This window comes from Chitinophaga sp. LS1 (genome assembly GCF_034274695.1).
In the GTDB taxonomy this organism is placed as follows: Bacteria; Bacteroidota; Bacteroidia; order Chitinophagales; family Chitinophagaceae; genus Chitinophaga.
Genome location: NZ_CP128362.1, coordinates 5,167,522 through 5,184,439, shown reverse-complemented (window position 1 = coordinate 5,184,439; position 16,918 = coordinate 5,167,522). Strand labels below are relative to the sequence as shown.

General features: G+C 44.1%; 12 protein-coding genes. 2 read left to right on the top strand and 10 right to left on the bottom strand.

Annotation, left to right across the window (positions count from 1 at the left end):
• Window positions 1–14 precede the first annotated feature (14 nt).
• Complete coding sequence (locus QQL36_RS21375; RefSeq protein WP_321566704.1) at window positions 15–3,173, bottom strand: TonB-dependent receptor; 3,159 nt, start codon at window positions 3,171–3,173, stop codon at window positions 15–17.
• Window positions 3,174–3,439: 266 nt separating this feature from the next.
• Between QQL36_RS21375 and QQL36_RS21370 the strand changes: the two genes are divergently transcribed.
• Window positions 3,440–4,396: an SRPBCC family protein gene (locus QQL36_RS21370; protein ID WP_321566703.1), complete on the top strand. Its 957-nt coding sequence runs from the start codon at window positions 3,440–3,442 to the stop codon at window positions 4,394–4,396.
• An 89-nt stretch (window positions 4,397–4,485) separates the two neighbouring features.
• Here the strand turns inward: QQL36_RS21370 and QQL36_RS21365 are convergent, their stop codons facing one another.
• The 4 genes from QQL36_RS21365 to pepE all read right to left on the bottom strand — a co-directional run bounded on the left by QQL36_RS21365 (window position 4,486) and on the right by pepE (window position 11,067).
• Window positions 4,486–6,057, bottom strand: a complete 1,572-nt coding sequence (locus QQL36_RS21365; protein WP_321566702.1) for a SusD/RagB family nutrient-binding outer membrane lipoprotein — start codon at window positions 6,055–6,057, stop codon at window positions 4,486–4,488.
• A gap of 38 nt (window positions 6,058–6,095) precedes the next feature.
• Entirely contained in the window at window positions 6,096–9,374 is a 3,279-nt protein-coding gene (locus tag QQL36_RS21360) for a SusC/RagA family TonB-linked outer membrane protein (protein WP_321566701.1), read from the bottom strand.
• Window positions 9,375–10,093: 719 nt separating this feature from the next.
• Complete coding sequence (locus QQL36_RS21355; RefSeq protein ID WP_083730425.1) at window positions 10,094–10,363, bottom strand: hypothetical protein; 270 nt, start codon at window positions 10,361–10,363, stop codon at window positions 10,094–10,096.
• A gap of 2 nt (window positions 10,364–10,365) precedes the next feature.
• The gene (pepE, locus tag QQL36_RS21350; protein ID WP_321566700.1) at window positions 10,366–11,067 is read right to left on the bottom strand and encodes a dipeptidase PepE; all 702 of its coding nucleotides are present in this window, start codon (window positions 11,065–11,067) and stop codon (window positions 10,366–10,368) included.
• 44 nt (window positions 11,068–11,111) lie between these two features.
• Here pepE and QQL36_RS21345 point away from each other — a divergent pair, with 44 nt between their 5' ends.
• Window positions 11,112–11,306 (top strand): hypothetical protein, encoded by a 195-nt coding sequence (locus QQL36_RS21345; protein WP_321566699.1) that lies wholly within the window; start codon window positions 11,112–11,114, stop codon window positions 11,304–11,306.
• A 181-nt stretch (window positions 11,307–11,487) separates the two neighbouring features.
• On the opposite strand, the gene QQL36_RS21340 is transcribed toward QQL36_RS21345, so the two are convergent.
• The 5 genes from QQL36_RS21340 to QQL36_RS21320 all read right to left on the bottom strand — a co-directional run bounded on the left by QQL36_RS21340 (window position 11,488) and on the right by QQL36_RS21320 (window position 16,676).
• On the bottom strand, window positions 11,488–13,851 hold the full coding sequence (locus QQL36_RS21340) for a TonB-dependent receptor (RefSeq protein WP_321566698.1): 2,364 nt from the start codon (window positions 13,849–13,851) through the stop codon (window positions 11,488–11,490).
• Window positions 13,852–14,097: 246 nt separating this feature from the next.
• Window positions 14,098–14,634, bottom strand: a complete 537-nt coding sequence (locus tag QQL36_RS21335; RefSeq protein WP_321566697.1) for a hypothetical protein — start codon at window positions 14,632–14,634, stop codon at window positions 14,098–14,100.
• A 226-nt stretch (window positions 14,635–14,860) separates the two neighbouring features.
• On the bottom strand, window positions 14,861–15,391 hold the full coding sequence (locus QQL36_RS21330; RefSeq protein WP_321566696.1) for a hypothetical protein: 531 nt from the start codon (window positions 15,389–15,391) through the stop codon (window positions 14,861–14,863).
• Window positions 15,392–15,492: 101 nt separating this feature from the next.
• Window positions 15,493–16,014: a CPCC family cysteine-rich protein gene (locus tag QQL36_RS21325; RefSeq protein ID WP_220388844.1), complete on the bottom strand. Its 522-nt coding sequence runs from the start codon at window positions 16,012–16,014 to the stop codon at window positions 15,493–15,495.
• Window positions 16,015–16,118: 104 nt separating this feature from the next.
• Entirely contained in the window at window positions 16,119–16,676 is a 558-nt protein-coding gene (locus QQL36_RS21320) for a hypothetical protein (RefSeq protein WP_083728953.1), read from the bottom strand.
• Between the last annotated feature and the right edge of the window lie 242 nt (window positions 16,677–16,918).

Genomic DNA, 16,918 nt, shown 5'->3' with positions numbered 1-16,918 from the left:
TAGTTCATTCATTTTTAGAATGACACGTTAAAGCCGAAATTGTACAAGCGTTGTTGCGGATAAACCAGGCCATTGGAAGAACTGATTTCAGGATCAATTTCAAACTCCTTTACATTGTCAAATGAAAACAGGTTAGTACCATTTACATACACACGCAGTGCAGAAAGCCCCATTTTCTTCACGAGGGTTTTGGAGAAATTGTATGCCAGTTCCAGGTTCTTCAGGCGCAGGTAGTGTACGTTCGTAATCCAGAAATCGTTTACCTGGTAGTTCACGTGTGTGGTATTGTCCTTGCGGATAGCGGGGTATTTACCACTTACCCATGCACTGCTGTTATCGTATGGATCGGTCCTGTGCCAGCGGTTGGCCAGCATGTATGCGGGAGAAGAACCATTGTTCTGGAATGGATAGCGCAGTTCCCAGTCACGCAGAAAAGACTGCATAGCAGCTCCTGCCAGATCCATTCTCAATGTGAACCCTTTGTAACCGATACTGGCATTCAGCCCAAAGCTCATGTAAGGCTGTGCACCCTGCGCATAGCCAATAGGACGCTGGTCCATGCCATTGATGATCTTATCGCCGTTTACATCTTCGTATTTGAAATCGCCGGGTAGTTCGGTACGGTTCCCTTGTCCGTCATTATCAATACCATAGTTTTTGATTTCGTCTTCAGAGTTGAAGCGGCCGGTTACGTGATAACCCCAGGTTTCATTCGCCCACCTGTTTTCGATAGAGTTACGGTATTCATCCCAACCGTTGCCAAATCGGGGTTTGTACGTATGCAGACTTCTCAAACGCGCAAAGGTGGCATTGACACCAATGCTGTAATTCACCTTGCCACGCTGGCCCATGTAGGTCACCATACCTTCTATACCACGGGTGGCGTCTGCATTCAGGTTGGCGTTGGGTAAAGTATACCCTACTTCGCTTGGCAACAGTACGTCGTAGCGGGCAGCAGGCAGACCTGTGCGGCGGCGTTCGAATACGTCGAACTGACCGTTCATTTTATTATTCAAAACTGTGAAATCAAAACCGGCGTTCCAGGTTCTGTTCTTTACCCATGACAGCTCCGTCACAGGTAAACCACGGGGGCGCAAACCGATTACATAGCTACTGTTCAGGACAGAACCACCCTGATTAAAGTTATAACCTGCGAGGTAACCAAATGAAGTCGGCGCGCTGCCATCGGAGAACCCGATTTCGCTACCTGTTTCACCATAGGACACTCTCAGCTTCAGGTCATTCAGCCAGTCTTTTTTCAGGAAAGACTCCTGTGTTACGCGCCAGCCAAGGGATATACCCGGGAAGAAACCCCAGCGGTGGCCCTGCGCATAGATGTAAGAACCATCGTAGCGACCCAGTACCTCCACGAGGTATTTGGATTTGTAATCGTAGTTGATACGACCGATGTAACCGGCTCTTGCTTCCAGCGACCATTCGTCGGAGAGATAGTCTTCTTCCACGAGGTATTGTGTAGGCACATAGTTGTTAGTTGGAATAGTATGTACTACGTAATAAGAGTTATCGTAGTCAGAAAGCTCGTACGCACCTACAGCAGATATATTGTGATCCCCGAACCTGCGGTTGTAACTAAGCTGGAACTGAGCATAGCGGGAGATCACGTTTCGCTTGTGTCTTTCACGCCATGGGTTCTGGTTACCAAAACCGGCTTCAGTATAATAGCTGTCGTTGGTCGCGTCGTATTTGTAAGCGTCCCAGGTATATTCAAAGCCGTCGAATTCTTCGTTCATGTAGTTGTAAGAGTAGATGCCTTTTACAGTGAGACCGAAATCGAAGTCGTACTGGGCGTTCAGGTTTACGTTCATGCCACGCCACCATTCGTCTACATAACCAGTGATGTCGTCTTTGTAGGTGGCAGGGTTCACATTTACGTTGTGGGTCTGGTTGATGTATTTCGGGTTATCGTTCGCATAAGGACTTTCGGTGGGCCACATGCTGAAGATACTGAGGAATGGGTTGAAGAAGTCGTCCAGACCTGGTACGCCTACATTGTGTCGTTTTTCAAGGCGGCCACTGATCTGGGTACCTACTTTGAGACCTTTTGCCAGGCTGCTTTCGAGGTTGGCCTGCAGGTTGGTACGCTCGTAGTTGTAGTCTTTGATCACAGCTTCCTGTTTGAGGCGGCTTACGGACATATAGTAGCTATTGCGGGGACCTCCACCGGATGCGTTGGCACTCAGGTAATACTGCGGAACATTGGGCCGTAGTACTTCTTTGTAGTAGTCATAGCTTTTGTAGCCTTTTTCTTTACCGGCCTCCCATTTTGCCAGTTCGTCTTTTGTGTAAAGCAATGAAGGATCACGGCCCAGGTTCTGTTCGGATTCCACCAGTGCGCGTACATACTGACCGGCATTGGCAGGATGTGGGTAGCGGGTAAAGTTCTGGAAGCCATAGTAAGCGCTCATGTTAATGTTCGGCTGGTCGTTTTTGCGGCCCTTTTTGGTGGTTACAAGAACGACCCCGTTGGAGGCGCGGAGACCGTAGATAGAGGCGGAAGCATCTTTGAGGATGGTGATGTTTTCGATATCATCCAGTCCCAGGTTGTTAAAGATATCCTGACCGGAGCCGGTGGTATAACCGAAGGCAGTGGTAGTGGTGCTACCGGTGTAAGGGACCCCATCTATCACAAAAAGTGGGTTCCCGAGGTTACGGATCTGGATAGAAGTACCATTACCGGGACGGGAGTCGGCAGCTCTGGCCGTAATACCGGGCATTTTTCCCACCAAAGCGCTGGAGGTAGTAGTGGCAGGGGTACGTACCAGATCGTCCGATTTCAGGGTACTTACGGCCCCTGTAACAGATGCCTTGCGCTGCACACCATATCCCACTACGACGATGTCGGTCAGGTTACTGGCCAGGGAGGTCATGGAGATCTGGATACGGCTGTTGCCTGAGAGGGTGACTTCGCGGGTCTGGTAACCGATGATACTGACGGTCACCACGCTTCCGGGAATGGCAGATAGTGAAAAGGTGCCATCAGGTTTGGTCACGACGCCTTTGTTACCATTTTTGACGGCTATGGTGGCACCGGGAATCGGGTTATTGGCAGAATCTGTGACAATGCCGTTAAAGGTTTGCAGATCGTGCTGCTGAGGGTATGCCCGTTCGTAAACGAGCAGCAGCAACGCTAAAAAAGCGTAAAGCAATTTCATAACGTCTTTTTTTACGTTTAAGTGGAAATGTGAGGTGAATGTTGAACAGCATGGCAAGGGCCCTTGCATGCTGATGCAACCGGGTTTTAGTTCGTATAAATCATCGGTTTAACTACGTACAGTGCTACTATTAGTCAGAATATTTTTTTCTATAACGGGTAATTTCAGGGTGAATTTAAAATATAATTGTCATTAGAACAATTATAAATCGATTCTTTGAGAAAATAAAGATTGGATTATATTTATGTTTTAGAAATTATACCTATATGATAAAAAATGCATTGCGGGTAGTAGCGGTTATTCTTGTACCTGTTTGTGTAGCGATACTATCTCATTTTATTTTCAGTTCCGGAACTATGGAAGGGTTATGGGGATTGATGACGATCGGGTTCCTCTTTGGGGTACCGATGGGTATGGGGGCTTTGACGGTTTTTGTTTCCAAAAGAGAAGATGTATTGAGTAAAATTTATAGTGCATTGATGCCGTGGTTGACAGTGACTGTTTTTATGATAATCACGTTGCTGTTTAAAACGGAAGGTTGGGGATGCTGGGTCATGGCGATGCCATTGTTTCTGGCTTTGAGTTCTATTGGGGGATTGATTGCGAGGCATTATAAACTGAGAGATAAAAACAAATTGCAGGTGTCGCTGGTATTGGTGTTATTACCATTTGTAGTAGCACCTGTGGAGCACCTGATCGGGGCGATCCCGGGCAGGTATAAAGCAGATACGCATATTGATATTCATGCACCGGCAGGAAAGATCTGGGAGAATGTAACGAGGGTGAGGGAGATCCCTGCTTCGCAGGATAAAGGGTGGCTGACAAAGATGCTGGATTTTCCAAGACCTGTAAAAGCGGAGCTGGATTATACAGGTGTAGGCGGCGTTCGTGAAGCGATATTTACAGGAGGATTAGTGTTTCATGAAACGGTAACGGAGTATGTAGCGCAGCAGAAAATGGTGTTTACGATAAAGGCAAATCCTTATGAGATTCCTTCCACTACGATGGATGAACATATTGTGATAGGCGGAGATTTTTTTGATGTGCTGAATGGAACGTATGAGTTAGAGCAGTTGGGGAAGGATTATTACAGGGTGCATTTGTATAGTCATTTCAAGTTGAATACGACATTAAATTTTTATGCGAGTGTGTGGGCGCAGTGGATAATGAAGGATATACAGGGGAATATATTGCAGGTGCTGAAGACAAGATGTGAGAATTAAAGGGGGGAAAATAAAATCACTTAAAATAAAAAAAATAGGGATGTACCAGAAGATACATCCCGTTTGACTAAACACTTATCTCTACTTATCTAATTAACATCCCAGAAGATCTTCGTATCCCTGGTATCTTTACCAGATACCGCAGAATAGTTAGCACTGTTATACAGTTGTTCCGAAGACGGATAAAGTAGGCGGGTTGGAGGTGTACTACCACTGGAAGAAGTGGATGTAGCAAAGCTCAGCACCGGATAACCGGTTCTTCTGTACTCTGCCCATGCCTGGCCCGATTGCAGAATAAAGAAGTTCATCCATTTCTGCGTGTAGATCTTGGCCAGCTTTTCTGTAGTGGTACCGCTGTAGGCAATATCGCTCTGCAGCAGGTAAGTACTGATGGTAGCAGTTGTAGGTGCAGTCAGCGCAGTCCAGTCACCACTCTTCAGCACCATTTTGCTATTGATACTATAATAGAAAGCGGTAGACTGAGTAATACCAGTTTCATAGTCAGTCTGCGCTGTTCCGAGACTCCATCTTTCATCTGCTTCTGCTTTCAGGAAGCTCACTTCTGCAGCGGTCATCAGCACGGCCGGAATATTATAGTTGTAAAAGAAAGTTGCAGAATCATATGTAGCATAGCCACCTGCTTCGTATTCTGTAGATGTACCAGTGGATGGGAATCCTTTGAAACCATTCGTACCATCTGCATCCCAGAACACATCTGTACGCGGATCACCATTTGCGACCATCAGCGTATCCAGCAGGTAAGCAGGTGCGTATGGGTAACCGCTGAACACATCATATAAATCACTCTTTAAAGCACTTGGGCTCATCCAGACCACCGCATTGTAATCATTGGCAGAAATCATTGGATATGTACCTGCATCTGCCAGCATGGTAGTGACTTCTGATTTTGCAGTCGACTCATCATAATTGGATATCCTCATCAGCAAACGCAGGCGCAATGAATTTGCATAACGCTGCCATTTGGTTAGATCCCCGGAAAACATAAGGTCCTGTTTTGCCAATTCTGTCGTAATGGCAGTAGTAAGGGAAGCGGTATCAAAGTATGTATTGAGCACTTTCAGGTTTGTAATCATCGTGTCGTACAGGCTGGCGGCATCATCGAATGCTGCATAACTGAGCGACTTTGTTGAGTTCAGGGAATTGGCCTCTGAAAAAGGTATATCTCCCCAAAGGTCTATCATCTGTGACGCCTGGTCATAAACGATCACCTCTGCACACTTCAGGAATACCTGTTGTAATTCCTGTTGTGAGGAAGACAATTCATTATAAGCAGCCTGCATTTCACGATAATTGCTCATGATACCGGGACCGGAATAGTTGTAATCAGTACCGGTAGCACCATCGTAAAAATCTACCCAACGGTTTTCAGTGTATGTCGTAGATGGAATATACATCTGGGCAGTGGGATCAATAGCCGCAGTCTGTGCATACCCGGCCGTATAAGGCATAATAAAGGTATACCCGTCCCAGTAAGAAGGATGGATCCTTTTGTTTAAGAACATACCCGAAAGCAATTTACCCATGGAGCCGGTGGTGGTCAACTCCGGGTTCGCGTAATTCTCTTCCAACTGTTTCTTACAGGAACTGAAAGTACCCGCAAGTAATGTAAGGAAAGCAATATTGATGAATAGACGTTTCATTTGTGATCTGATTTAGGCAAATAGTTTAGCAATTAAAATTAGAAGCGCGCACGTAAGCTGGCACCGAGACTACGGGTAGGACCGGCAGTACCGTTGTCAACCCCCTGGTTCACCCAGCTGGAACCTACTGCCACTTCAGGATCTAAACCATAAGGCAGCGACTTGTACAGGTAAAACAGGTTGCGACCTATCAGTGACACCTGTAATTGTTGTACATGCAGACGCTGTGTGACTTTTTTAGGCATGCTGTAGGAAAATGCTACTTCACGAACTTTGATATAACTATTATTATATACTGCAGCAGAATAATCACCATCTGTACGCCAGTTGTATGTATTCTCGTAATACGCGGCCGCAGTAATTACCTTGGTGTTGGTAGCACCGGTAGAGGTTACCCCATTCAGGATCAAACCATCATGACGTTCACCACTTTCGCTGGCAGTGTAATCAGCAGTTGCATCATCATTCGCAACATAACTGATACCACCATGTGCTGCATCTCTGTACTTCAGGGTGCTCTTAAACATACCTGCGCCGACCTGGTAGTAAGTAGGGATAGATACCAGCTTGCCACCAAAGCGGTAATCGAGTGTGAAGTCTAATGTAAAATCTTTATAGCTGATAGTGTTTGAGAAACCACCCACTACCTTTGGCATAATGTTACCAACGTATTTGTAAGAATTGGCATCTACGGTGTAGTAACCATCATCACTTACCACTTTGTTACCACTGGCATCAGACGTCATCGGGTGCACATAAATATTACCCAGCGCATCGCCTATTTCAGAGCGCAGGATCAGGTAACCACCACCTTCAACATCATTCGTAAGACTGGTAAGACCACTACCCAATTCAGTCAGCTTGTTCCTGTTGATTGCGAAGTTGAAACGGGTACTCCAGCGGAAATTCTTTGTTTCTATTGGAGTGGCACTGATGGCAGCTTCCACACCGTAGTTGGAAATACTACCTGCATTTACCAGTGCTGATGTGGCACCACTGGAAGGAGCTGTACTTGCCGTAAGTATTTGTTTATTGACCTTGTTATTGTAATAACTCAGGTCCAGGCCGATTTTACCATCAAGGAACCTGGTTTCCAGGCCGATTTCCGCCTCACGTTTCTGTTCGGATACGATATTTTCATTACCAAACCCGGAAGCATTAGGCTGCTGATAAAGAATAGTCGCACCATCGTATGCCAGTGAGTATTGGTTGTAAGCCACATTCGCAGCATAAATAGCAGGATGGTTACCCACCAGTCCATAAGATGCCCTCAACTTTCCATAGTTCATCCAGGAAGGCATTTTAACCACATCAGAAAATACAAAACCTGCATTCACGGAGGGATAAAAATAAGAGTTTACATCGGATGGCAATGTAGAAGTACCTTCATAGCGACCGGTAGCTTCTAAATAAAGGAAACTCCTATAGCTCAGGTTAAGCATACCGAAAGCCGCCACATCCAACTGCGTGGCTCTTGCGGAAGAAGCAGTAACAGTGCTGGCAGAGTTGCTCAGGCTGAACCAGTTCTCATTTACCAGACCATCTGCTGTCGAAGTTTTCTGGTAAGTATAAGTCTGTTTTCTACCGGAAGCACCACCTGTGGCAGAGAGGTCAAAGTCTTTATTAATTTTAGGATTATACGTCAACAGGACATCACCATATGTCACGTTGTTATTACGTGTTTCCAAAGAATATGCCCCTGTATAACCCACCGATGCCGGCTGTGTATTATGTTCTTTATCAGCAGCGCTCCAGCCGGTATAGTCACCACCGATGCGACCGCGGAATTTCAGGTTGTCCAGCAGGCTTACATTCAGCGTGATACTGTTGATGAAGCGATTTTGTGTTTCATCATAACTGTTACGCAGATTGGTATACAGGTAGTCCAGCAGGTTGGTAGCACGTATGTTGTAAGCTAACTTCTCATCCTGATCATAGTTACTGTTGTTGTACGTTACATATTTATACCCGTTAGATGTTTTGTACTTGTTGTAATACGTACCCATATCATCCATACGGCTGAAGAAACCGCCATATGAACCGAAAATGTTACTCATCGCATAGGCCCGGTTATGGGTAAAATTATTGTTGTAGGTAGATACGAGATCCACTGACACTTTTTTATTCAGCTTGAGTGTACCGTTAAAGTTAAAGTTGTTTTTATTCAGGTTGCTACCTGGCATAATACTTTTATAATCGGTACGGGTATAAGACATACGATAATTACCATTCTCGCTGGCATTTGACAATGCTATATTCACGTTAGAGTTATAACCCTGCTGATAAAATTCTTTGTAGTTATTTTTGTTGGCCTTATAGGTACGGGTAGAACCATCCCAGTACTTCACTGAGCTGTTGTCGAACTTAGGACCAAACTGTGCGTAAGAACGATAGTAAGGATGCGTAGAACCATCCGAATCGGTCACCCAGCCTTCGTAGTCAGCAATACCATTCCCTACGTTGGTCTGCGCATCGTAGCCCGGACCATATTCGTTCTGGTAGTCAGGACTGTTCGCAATGTTCTCAAGGTTATAGGTGTAATTGATATCTACACCAAGGCCCCTGCTTTTGCTACCTTTTTTGGTGGTAATTACCACAACACCGTTGGTGGCTTCAGAACCGTAGAGAGCAGATGCACTAGCGCCTTTCAATATCGTAAGACTTTCGATATCTTCCGGGTTGATGTCAAGTGCACCGTTTCCATCAATACGACTGTTGGTCGTACCCCATGACTGGGAAGTCAGCGTGTTGAAGTTACGGATAGGGATACCATCTACTACATACAAAGGTTGTGTATTCATCCCATAGGAAGAGACACCTCTTACCTGTATGGATACTGCACTACCAGCACCACCGGGAGCAGATACGATCTTCACACCGGCTGCTTTACCATAAAGTGCAGAAGCAAAGTTGGTCGATCCCGTCTTGGTAAGTTCTTTCGAACTGACGGTGCTTACAGCATAACCGAGTGCACGTGCTTCTCTTTTAATACCCATAGCGGTAACCACTACTTCATTGAGGCCTGTCTGATCGGGTGCCATTTGTACAGAAGATGCTGCAGATGCAGCTACTTCCTGCTTCAGATAACCAATGTACGAGAAGATCAATGTAGCGCCGGGAGCGACTTTCAATGAAAACTTTCCGCCGTCGCCGGTACTTGCACCATTGCTGGTACCCTTTTCCTGCACGCTTACACCCACAAGTGGGTTGCCTTTTTCATCCTGTACAGACCCCGAAACTGTTTTCTTTTCCTGTGCAATGGCTCCGAAAGCGCATAGCAGAAACAGGACCGTACATACAATAAACGATCTTTGCATTGAGTTGCTAATTTTTGTTGATAATATAGAGTGTGTTAAAGCAAAAAACTTCCCCCTGCTGTGTTATAGACACAGCCTGAATTTTATTCTATTTGATATAAGGATCCCCTTTACTACATGCGAGGCATGTAGTTTAAATTGTTTATGAAAATAATTCCCCTCTTACTACACGTGTTACATGCAGTTCATTTTGATTTTGAAAATAGTTCCCCATTACCACATGCATGACATGCGGGTGAATTGTTTTTTTTGATAATAGCTTCCTGTTTACTGCACGTGGAACATGCAGCGAATTAAGATTTTGGAAATTATTATTCCATTAGTGTAGGTATTACACAGCTAAGTTCTCCTTGTTACATTTAATAAGTGATTGCCCTTCTTTCATGTTCATTGTTCGTTCAAATATTCACATGTCTTTCGCAACGATTACAGCTAGGATAAAATGGAGATAAAACTCTACAGGAAAAAGGTTAGATGGAGAAGGTGTTTCAGAGGAAGTAAATAAGTATGATGTGTTAAACTTAAGTAAACTTTTTAGAATTAACAAAACATAATGTTAAATAAGCGAAAAGATAATTAGACTGTGATAAAAAAATATTAAAAAGAGGGTGTATTATAAATAAATGCCCCCTGAAAATCGCTTAAAATGGGCGCTGGCTGCATCAGGTATCCGAATGAAAAGAGGGTGTATCTAACTTTTGAGTTCACCCTCTTTCTGCTTAAATGATCTTTTCTAAAACAATCACGAATAGTATTGCGGCTGCAATGAGAAGCGGCCTGAAAAACAATGGTCTTCGCTTTTTTATCGCGAGTGCACCAGCTGCGTAAACCGCTATGAATGCAGATAACAGGATGCATGCGGTGTTGATCTCTTCCGTGATCAGTAAGGACAATGCCATAGGAATAAACAGCAGGCTAAGCGTAACAGGAATATCCTTGTATCGCTGTGCTTTGATCTGCCTGCGAAGGGAACGTATATTAAGTATCATATTTAGATTTTAATGTCACTGCCTGCTGATAATTCGTAAGGTGATTTACCCTGTTCGAATATTTTTGCAGGCATGGAGCCTTCAAGGCGGATTTCATTTCCTTTGATACGTATCCAACTGCCTTCGCGCAGACCGATCACTGGAATAGATTGCTGGGTATGAAATTCGAGTATACGGGTTTCTCTGGTTTCACCCATGTGAGGAACACCGGGAGTTGGTTCCTGGTAGTGCGGGTTTAAATTGTACGGCATTAAACCCATGGTATGGAAACTGGGCGGATATACAATCGGCATATCGTTCGTCGTTTGCATATTCACACCACCGATATTGCTGCCGGCACTTGCGCCGATATAAGGTGTGCCTTTGGAGACAACATCGCTGAGCAGGTTCATTAATTTGAGCTCATGCAGTTGTTTTACCAGGACGAAGGTATTGCCGCCACCTGTGAAGAAGCCTTTGGCTTCGCGGATAGCCTGTGCAGGATCTGCGAAAGTATGAAGCCCCTTTACATGGATGCCGATAGTGGCGAGGCCATCGCTAGCCCGGGCAGTGTATTCATCGTGCGAGATGCCACCTGGACGGGCGTAAGGAATGAAGATGATTTCATCGATACCGGCAAAGAGTTCCTGCATGACCGGGAGGAGGTACTGAAGGTATTTTTCACCGTAAAGGGTAGAAGTACTGGCAAGTACAACGTTTTTCATGAATATTGGTTTAATATTATGGTACAAAGGTATATATAAGTTCTATGATGAAAAAAGTAATCGATGTTATCGTGGAGATTGTAATGCCACTTTTGAGCATGGCGCATGGGTATTGGCTGGAGATTGAAGGTAGTGGTAAGGTGGGTGAAACCGTGACGCTAAAGGTCTATTTTGGGGAGATTGATGATAATAAAGTCAGATATCGATGTAATTATTCTTATTATAAGAAACATTCATGAAAGAGGGAATTCACCAACGGGGGATGAAAACCATTTTCTTTGAAAATGGGGATATATCCTGAGTAACAGGAAGGCCATGAGAATTCTCCCCATCAGGTACCCGAATAAAAAAGGGGCGTCTTGAAGTTTTGAGTTCTTATGTTTGAAAAAGGAAACATGGCTTCGAGACTCCCCCTTTTATTTAGAATTTTAATGCGAAACTACCCAACACCCTTGTCGGTGGTTGCGGTGTCAACCTTACAGACCATGCTTTCTGGCTGGTCAGGTTATCTACCTTCACACCAATACGATACTTAGATCTCTCATAAAACACTGATGCATCCAGCATCACATAAGAAGGAATGGTAATTTTGGTAGTGCGTGTGTTTGTCTGATAAGACATATCGCCACCATTACCACCAAAACCAAATCCAAGCCCATTCAGTTTACCACTGGAAATATGATAGCTCGCCCAGAAGTTCCACATATTAGGAGGACCGGATAATGCTGGTCTTAAACCCAGTGTAGCACTATCAGACTTTGTATATTTACTATCGTTATATGCATAACCTGCCACGATGTTCAACCCTTTAACCGGGTTTACAGTGATCTCAGCTTCCAGCCCCTTGCTACGTTGTGTACCATTCTGTTTGCTGTAACCATCATGCTCCAGATCGGTAATGATCACATTCTTCACCTGGATATCGTAGTAGCTCAAAGTACCTACCAGTTTATGCTGCCATACATCCACTTTCACACCGCCTTCCAGTTGGTTACCTTCTTCCGGTTTGAATGCATTGCCCGCATAGTCAGTACCGGTTTCATGGAAGAAGCCATTCATATAGCTTCCAAATACGGACACCTTATCTTTCAGCACTTCATACACCAGACCCAGTTTTGGTGACAGGGCTGTCTGGTGATAATTGGTACCCGCAGCAGTGGTGTCGTATACAATGCTATGCGTACCCTGTGCACGATAGTAATCTACACGCAGACTCACCATGGCCATCAGGTTCTTTGTGATATTGAACACATCAGAAGCATATGCTGCATAGCTATTATCACCATTGTTTTCGTTACGGATAGCGGTACCGGTAGCCACTGCCACTAATGAATCGACTTTGGATTTACTAAGGCGATAGTTGGCACCCGGATGCTGGAAATTAATAGTGGGTCCTGCCACAGTCGTTCTGTCAAAAGAGTTGCTGTTACTATAATAGTCTAAGCCCACTACCATACGGTTGCGGAATTTACCGATGCGGAAATCACCTATAAAATTCTGCTGAATATCAGTAGCGATGAAGGTAGTATAACCCGAAATCACACTGGCACGCAGGGTAGAATCCGTACGACCATTCAGCGCATTGATATACCCATTGATGGAAGAACGGGCACGGGATACCACGGTTTGAGAGGTCCAGTGATCGGAGATCTTATAGTTGATCTGGGCGAAGATGTTCATCATCTGTGTCTGGTAAGCCAGTTCATTGCTCAGGAAGAGTCGCTTGTAAGGGAACTTCATATCGGCAATAGAGAGCGTTTTACCGCCACCTGTGTAAGGGTTGAACCGAACTACAGAAGTACCTTTTTCCTGCCCAAATTCCACATCTAACAGCAGGGAAAGACGATCCGTGATCTGGTAAGAGAAACTTGGCGCCAGGCTCAGGTTATTAGTAAAGCCCATATCCTGGAAACTCTTCTGGAAGGTAGTAGCACCATTCAGACGGAAGAGCATTGTTTTCTCTTTATTAACGGGTGTATTGACATCTACGGTTAGACGGTTGTAGTTCCAGCTACCTCCGGTAAAGGAAACCTCACCACCAAAACCGTTGAAAGGCTTCTTGGTAACCCGGTTGTACAAACCACCGTAGCTGCTGGAGATATTGGTACCGAACAGGGTGGCAGACGGGCCTTTGATAGCTTCTACCCTTTCCAGGTTCACAGGATCCAGGGTGGCGAAAGCTGCACCAGCTACACCGTTACGCGCATTGGGTTCTGTTTCAAAACCGCGCTGGCGGAAGGTAACACGACCCTGATTAGCAATCATGGGAATACCCGCACCGGGTACGTTTTTGGATATGCTACCCAGGTCTACGGACATCTGTTCTACGATCAGTTCCTTTGGCACCACGTTGTAAACTTGTGGGTTCTCGAGGTTCTTCAGGGGAAGACGGCTTACGTAGTAGCTTTCTTTCCTGGAGAACTTATTGACATTCCCGATTACGCGCACTTCCTGTAAAACCTGGATATTTTCTTTGGATAACTGGTAATCAAGTACAGCCGGCCGGCCGGGAGTCACTGCCACACTGAATTCTTTTTGTGCAGCACCAAGGAGCTGGATCCTTAGGGTGTAAGTACCAGGATTGATGTCTTCTATTTTATAATTACCATCGTTGTCAGTAAGGGTACCTTTCTGTAATTCAACGATAGAAACTGAAACCAGTTCAATTGGTTGGCCATCGAAGGTGGTAATGCGGCCGGTAATGGCGCCGCTATATTGTGCAAATAGTACAATTGGAAAGCAAAATAGTATAAGAAGTAGTGTGATCCTAAACATTCCTGACATGCAAAAAAATTTACGCAAAATTACAGCCCGGAATCGGGGAGAATTTACGCAATCGGGAAAAGTTTAAAAATTTGTTAAAACGATTATCTGTGGGGAGTTTGGGAAGGTACTTACGAATGCGGAAAAAGTAAAAGGGCTGTCTTTATTCAAAAACAGCCCTTTTATGAGTTAGTTGACTTTGAGTGATTTCATTTTCCGGGTGATTTCACTTTGCGTGATCTCCTTTTGAATGATTTCCCTTTCGGGCTATTTCATTTCCACTCCTACACTTACTCTTGTTTCATCGAGGAAGAGATTCAGCGTCTTTGGCTTAGTGCCGGCAGGCAGTCTGAATTTATTCTCTTCAGATGATTTTGTAGATTCCGCATCAGCAGATACAGAATGGTAGTTATCGTGCGTGATGTTGGTACCATTGTCCAGTGTAAGACGGAAGTCGTTTGGATTAATGAATACACTGCTTTCTCCAACTTTATTCTTGTTGGTGAGTTCAATTTCATAAGTGAGTTCTGTACCGGTCACTTTACCTTCATTGTCGTACAGCTCTACAGCTTTGCCGTTTTTCAGTCTTATGAATGCTTCTTTCTTTTTGCCCAGGAAAGCGGTATCCGGACTGAAAGTGACAGTATAAGATTTAGGCTCGTTAGCTGGCGTAGCTTTTTCTTCTGAAGGGGTGGTGGTAGTAGTGGTCGCACTGCTGTCCGCGTTTTCAGATGTAGTTTTGCTTTTGCAGGCTGCGAAAAAGATTGCAATCGAGAATACAGATGCCAGAATGGTTTTGTTCATTTTTATATTTATTGGTTTAACAATGCAGACTTTCGGGTAACGCAAATGTATGAATAATTGAGTAATTAGTGAGTAGTGGCTGTTTTAAGGGATGGAATTTTGAAGCGGATGGTGGTGAGTTATGCAAATGCGCATTTAGCAGATGCAACGGCGGCTTATAATCAGTGGATTAAAAAATACCTGTACGAAAGAAAAAGGCCTGCCTTCGGCAGACCTTTTTCTTTCGTTATTTTCTCTTGTGAAAATGAATATTATAAGTCGCACCTACCCCGGCATACTGCATACTACTTCCATTCTCCTCACTCCTGAATATCCCATTATAAAATGCAAACAAGTTCCAGCTATAATTATGATACCCTAACTGAGGCCTCACATACACGCCACCAGTAGCACCATCCACACCTGTCACAAAGCTATACCCAACATCTGTACCCGCAAAGAATCCATGACTCTTTGGATAGTACCTAACGAATAAGCCTAATGGAACTGTCCCGAAATTATTAAACCCATCCTTCGGGAAGAAATGATTATACCCTGTCGTCAAACCTAAACCAACATGATTTGTAGACATTACCTGTCCTTTCAATTCAGCGCCCAATGTAAAATTGCTCGTCTTCGACAGATTACCAAAAGGCACGCCTGCATTGACACCTACCTTCAGCCATGAATTCTTACTGGTTACCTCTTCTGATCGCGTTTGCGCAAATGTAACAACTGAAAATGCTGTTAAGGCCATTAATAAAACTACCTTTTTCATGTGTCCCTCCTTGTTTTAAAACTGTTTTAACGTTCTAATAACAAACAGGATGCCATTTCCAAACCGAATTAGCTGACTGATGTATGAAAAGGTAGTCTGGGTTAAGCTTTCAGGTACTTGTTCGGATGCTTGTTCACGATGTCAATATAAGCCGGATCAGAGGCCCCCATCTGTTTAAAATTATCTCTTCCCTGTTGCAGGGTTAAGTGATTAACGGAACTATATTTAGTTGGATCATCATTGCCATCATCTTCCCAATAACAATTAGGACATACATCATAACCAGCAGATTCTTCTACAGTACGATATCCACAACAAGGGCAGGGTTCATATATCAGTGGCTCACCCTCAATCCCTATATCATGATGATATAACTCTTTGAGATCTTCTTCTATAAATTCATTGGTAACATTGAGTAATCCAGACCTGAGATAATCAACGATATCATGATTATATTCAGCACCATCTACATGTGCATCTTCGATTTCTTCATCTGCTTTATCTGATTCAATTAATATTTCTGCGACGATGTCCTTTCTTTTTTCAGGATGCATAGTGAGGAGCTTTTGCCAGGCTAGTAAAGTCATGGCATCTTCGCGGCTGATTATAATTTGATCGGGCATAACAACGATTTTTTTTTTAAACGTGGGAACAGAACGAATGTAATGGATAATTATGTCCATGGGTATTGCAGCGTTACATAAATTATTATTGTATATACATGTTATTACACTTCAATCCATTTTTCTAATTCCTTATAAATATTATTGATAGCCAGGAGTAAACGGGGTCCCCTGATGGCCAGCATTTCCTTATCACCGTCTTTCCAGAGAAAATAGTCCGCAGCGGCATCGAAGAATTCCCGGACTGTGGAGCTTCCCAGGGTCAGGGCATACATAGTTTCATCATCGATCTGTTCCGCAAAATCTTCAACAAAGGTGATAGTATTATACAATTCATAGTAATCATCAATATCGTCCTTCGCTGTCAGCATAAAATCCAGGTCGATCTCTGCGTTCACTTTTGAAAGCTCATCCAGCCCTTTGGCCCATTCCTTCATATTGTCCGCATCCCACAGATGATCCGCCTGCGCTATATAGGCAGCCAGTTCCGTTTTGGTACGGAAAAAACACCATTTATCCTGCCCGGTGAGTAATACCTTACTACTATTAATATTCACATCTGTAACGGTGAAATCCATGCCATGAACCGTAAAATAAGCCTGACCCTTGTAGTTGATAGCAATCAAAAATTTACGCAGATGCTGTGAATGTTCGTCAAACATTGGTATGTGCTGATTAAAGCAATGCAAAGGAAGGGAATTTCCCTCATAAACTGTCTATATATCTCATGAAAATATAGCATTCATTATCAGCAGATTACATTCATTTCGGGAACTTTATTTCTATACTACCTGGCACTATTAGGTATCCGAATAAAAAGCAGGATGTATCAAAAACAAATGAACCTCCTTAGAACTGCATAAATGGAAACCTGGCTCCATCAGGTATCCGAATAAAAAGCAGG

What these genes read in the sequence shown, in the direction of transcription:
- QQL36_RS21375 (WP_321566704.1), bottom strand. Translation starts at nt 3,173, where the DNA reads ATGAAATTGCTTTACGCTTTTTTAGCGTTGCTGCTGCTCGTTTACGAA.
- QQL36_RS21370 (WP_321566703.1), top strand. Translation starts at nt 3,440, where the DNA reads ATGATAAAAAATGCATTGCGGGTAGTAGCGGTTATTCTTGTACCTGTT.
- QQL36_RS21365 (WP_321566702.1), bottom strand. Translation starts at nt 6,057, where the DNA reads ATGAAACGTCTATTCATCAATATTGCTTTCCTTACATTACTTGCGGGT.
- QQL36_RS21360 (WP_321566701.1), bottom strand. Translation starts at nt 9,374, where the DNA reads ATGCAAAGATCGTTTATTGTATGTACGGTCCTGTTTCTGCTATGCGCT.
- QQL36_RS21355 (WP_083730425.1), bottom strand. Translation starts at nt 10,363, where the DNA reads ATGATACTTAATATACGTTCCCTTCGCAGGCAGATCAAAGCACAGCGA.
- pepE (WP_321566700.1), bottom strand. Translation starts at nt 11,067, where the DNA reads ATGAAAAACGTTGTACTTGCCAGTACTTCTACCCTTTACGGTGAAAAA.
- QQL36_RS21345 (WP_321566699.1), top strand. Translation starts at nt 11,112, where the DNA reads ATGATGAAAAAAGTAATCGATGTTATCGTGGAGATTGTAATGCCACTT.
- QQL36_RS21340 (WP_321566698.1), bottom strand. Translation starts at nt 13,851, where the DNA reads ATGTCAGGAATGTTTAGGATCACACTACTTCTTATACTATTTTGCTTT.
- QQL36_RS21335 (WP_321566697.1), bottom strand. Translation starts at nt 14,634, where the DNA reads ATGAACAAAACCATTCTGGCATCTGTATTCTCGATTGCAATCTTTTTC.
- QQL36_RS21330 (WP_321566696.1), bottom strand. Translation starts at nt 15,391, where the DNA reads ATGAAAAAGGTAGTTTTATTAATGGCCTTAACAGCATTTTCAGTTGTT.
- QQL36_RS21325 (WP_220388844.1), bottom strand. Translation starts at nt 16,014, where the DNA reads ATGCCCGATCAAATTATAATCAGCCGCGAAGATGCCATGACTTTACTA.
- QQL36_RS21320 (WP_083728953.1), bottom strand. Translation starts at nt 16,676, where the DNA reads ATGTTTGACGAACATTCACAGCATCTGCGTAAATTTTTGATTGCTATC.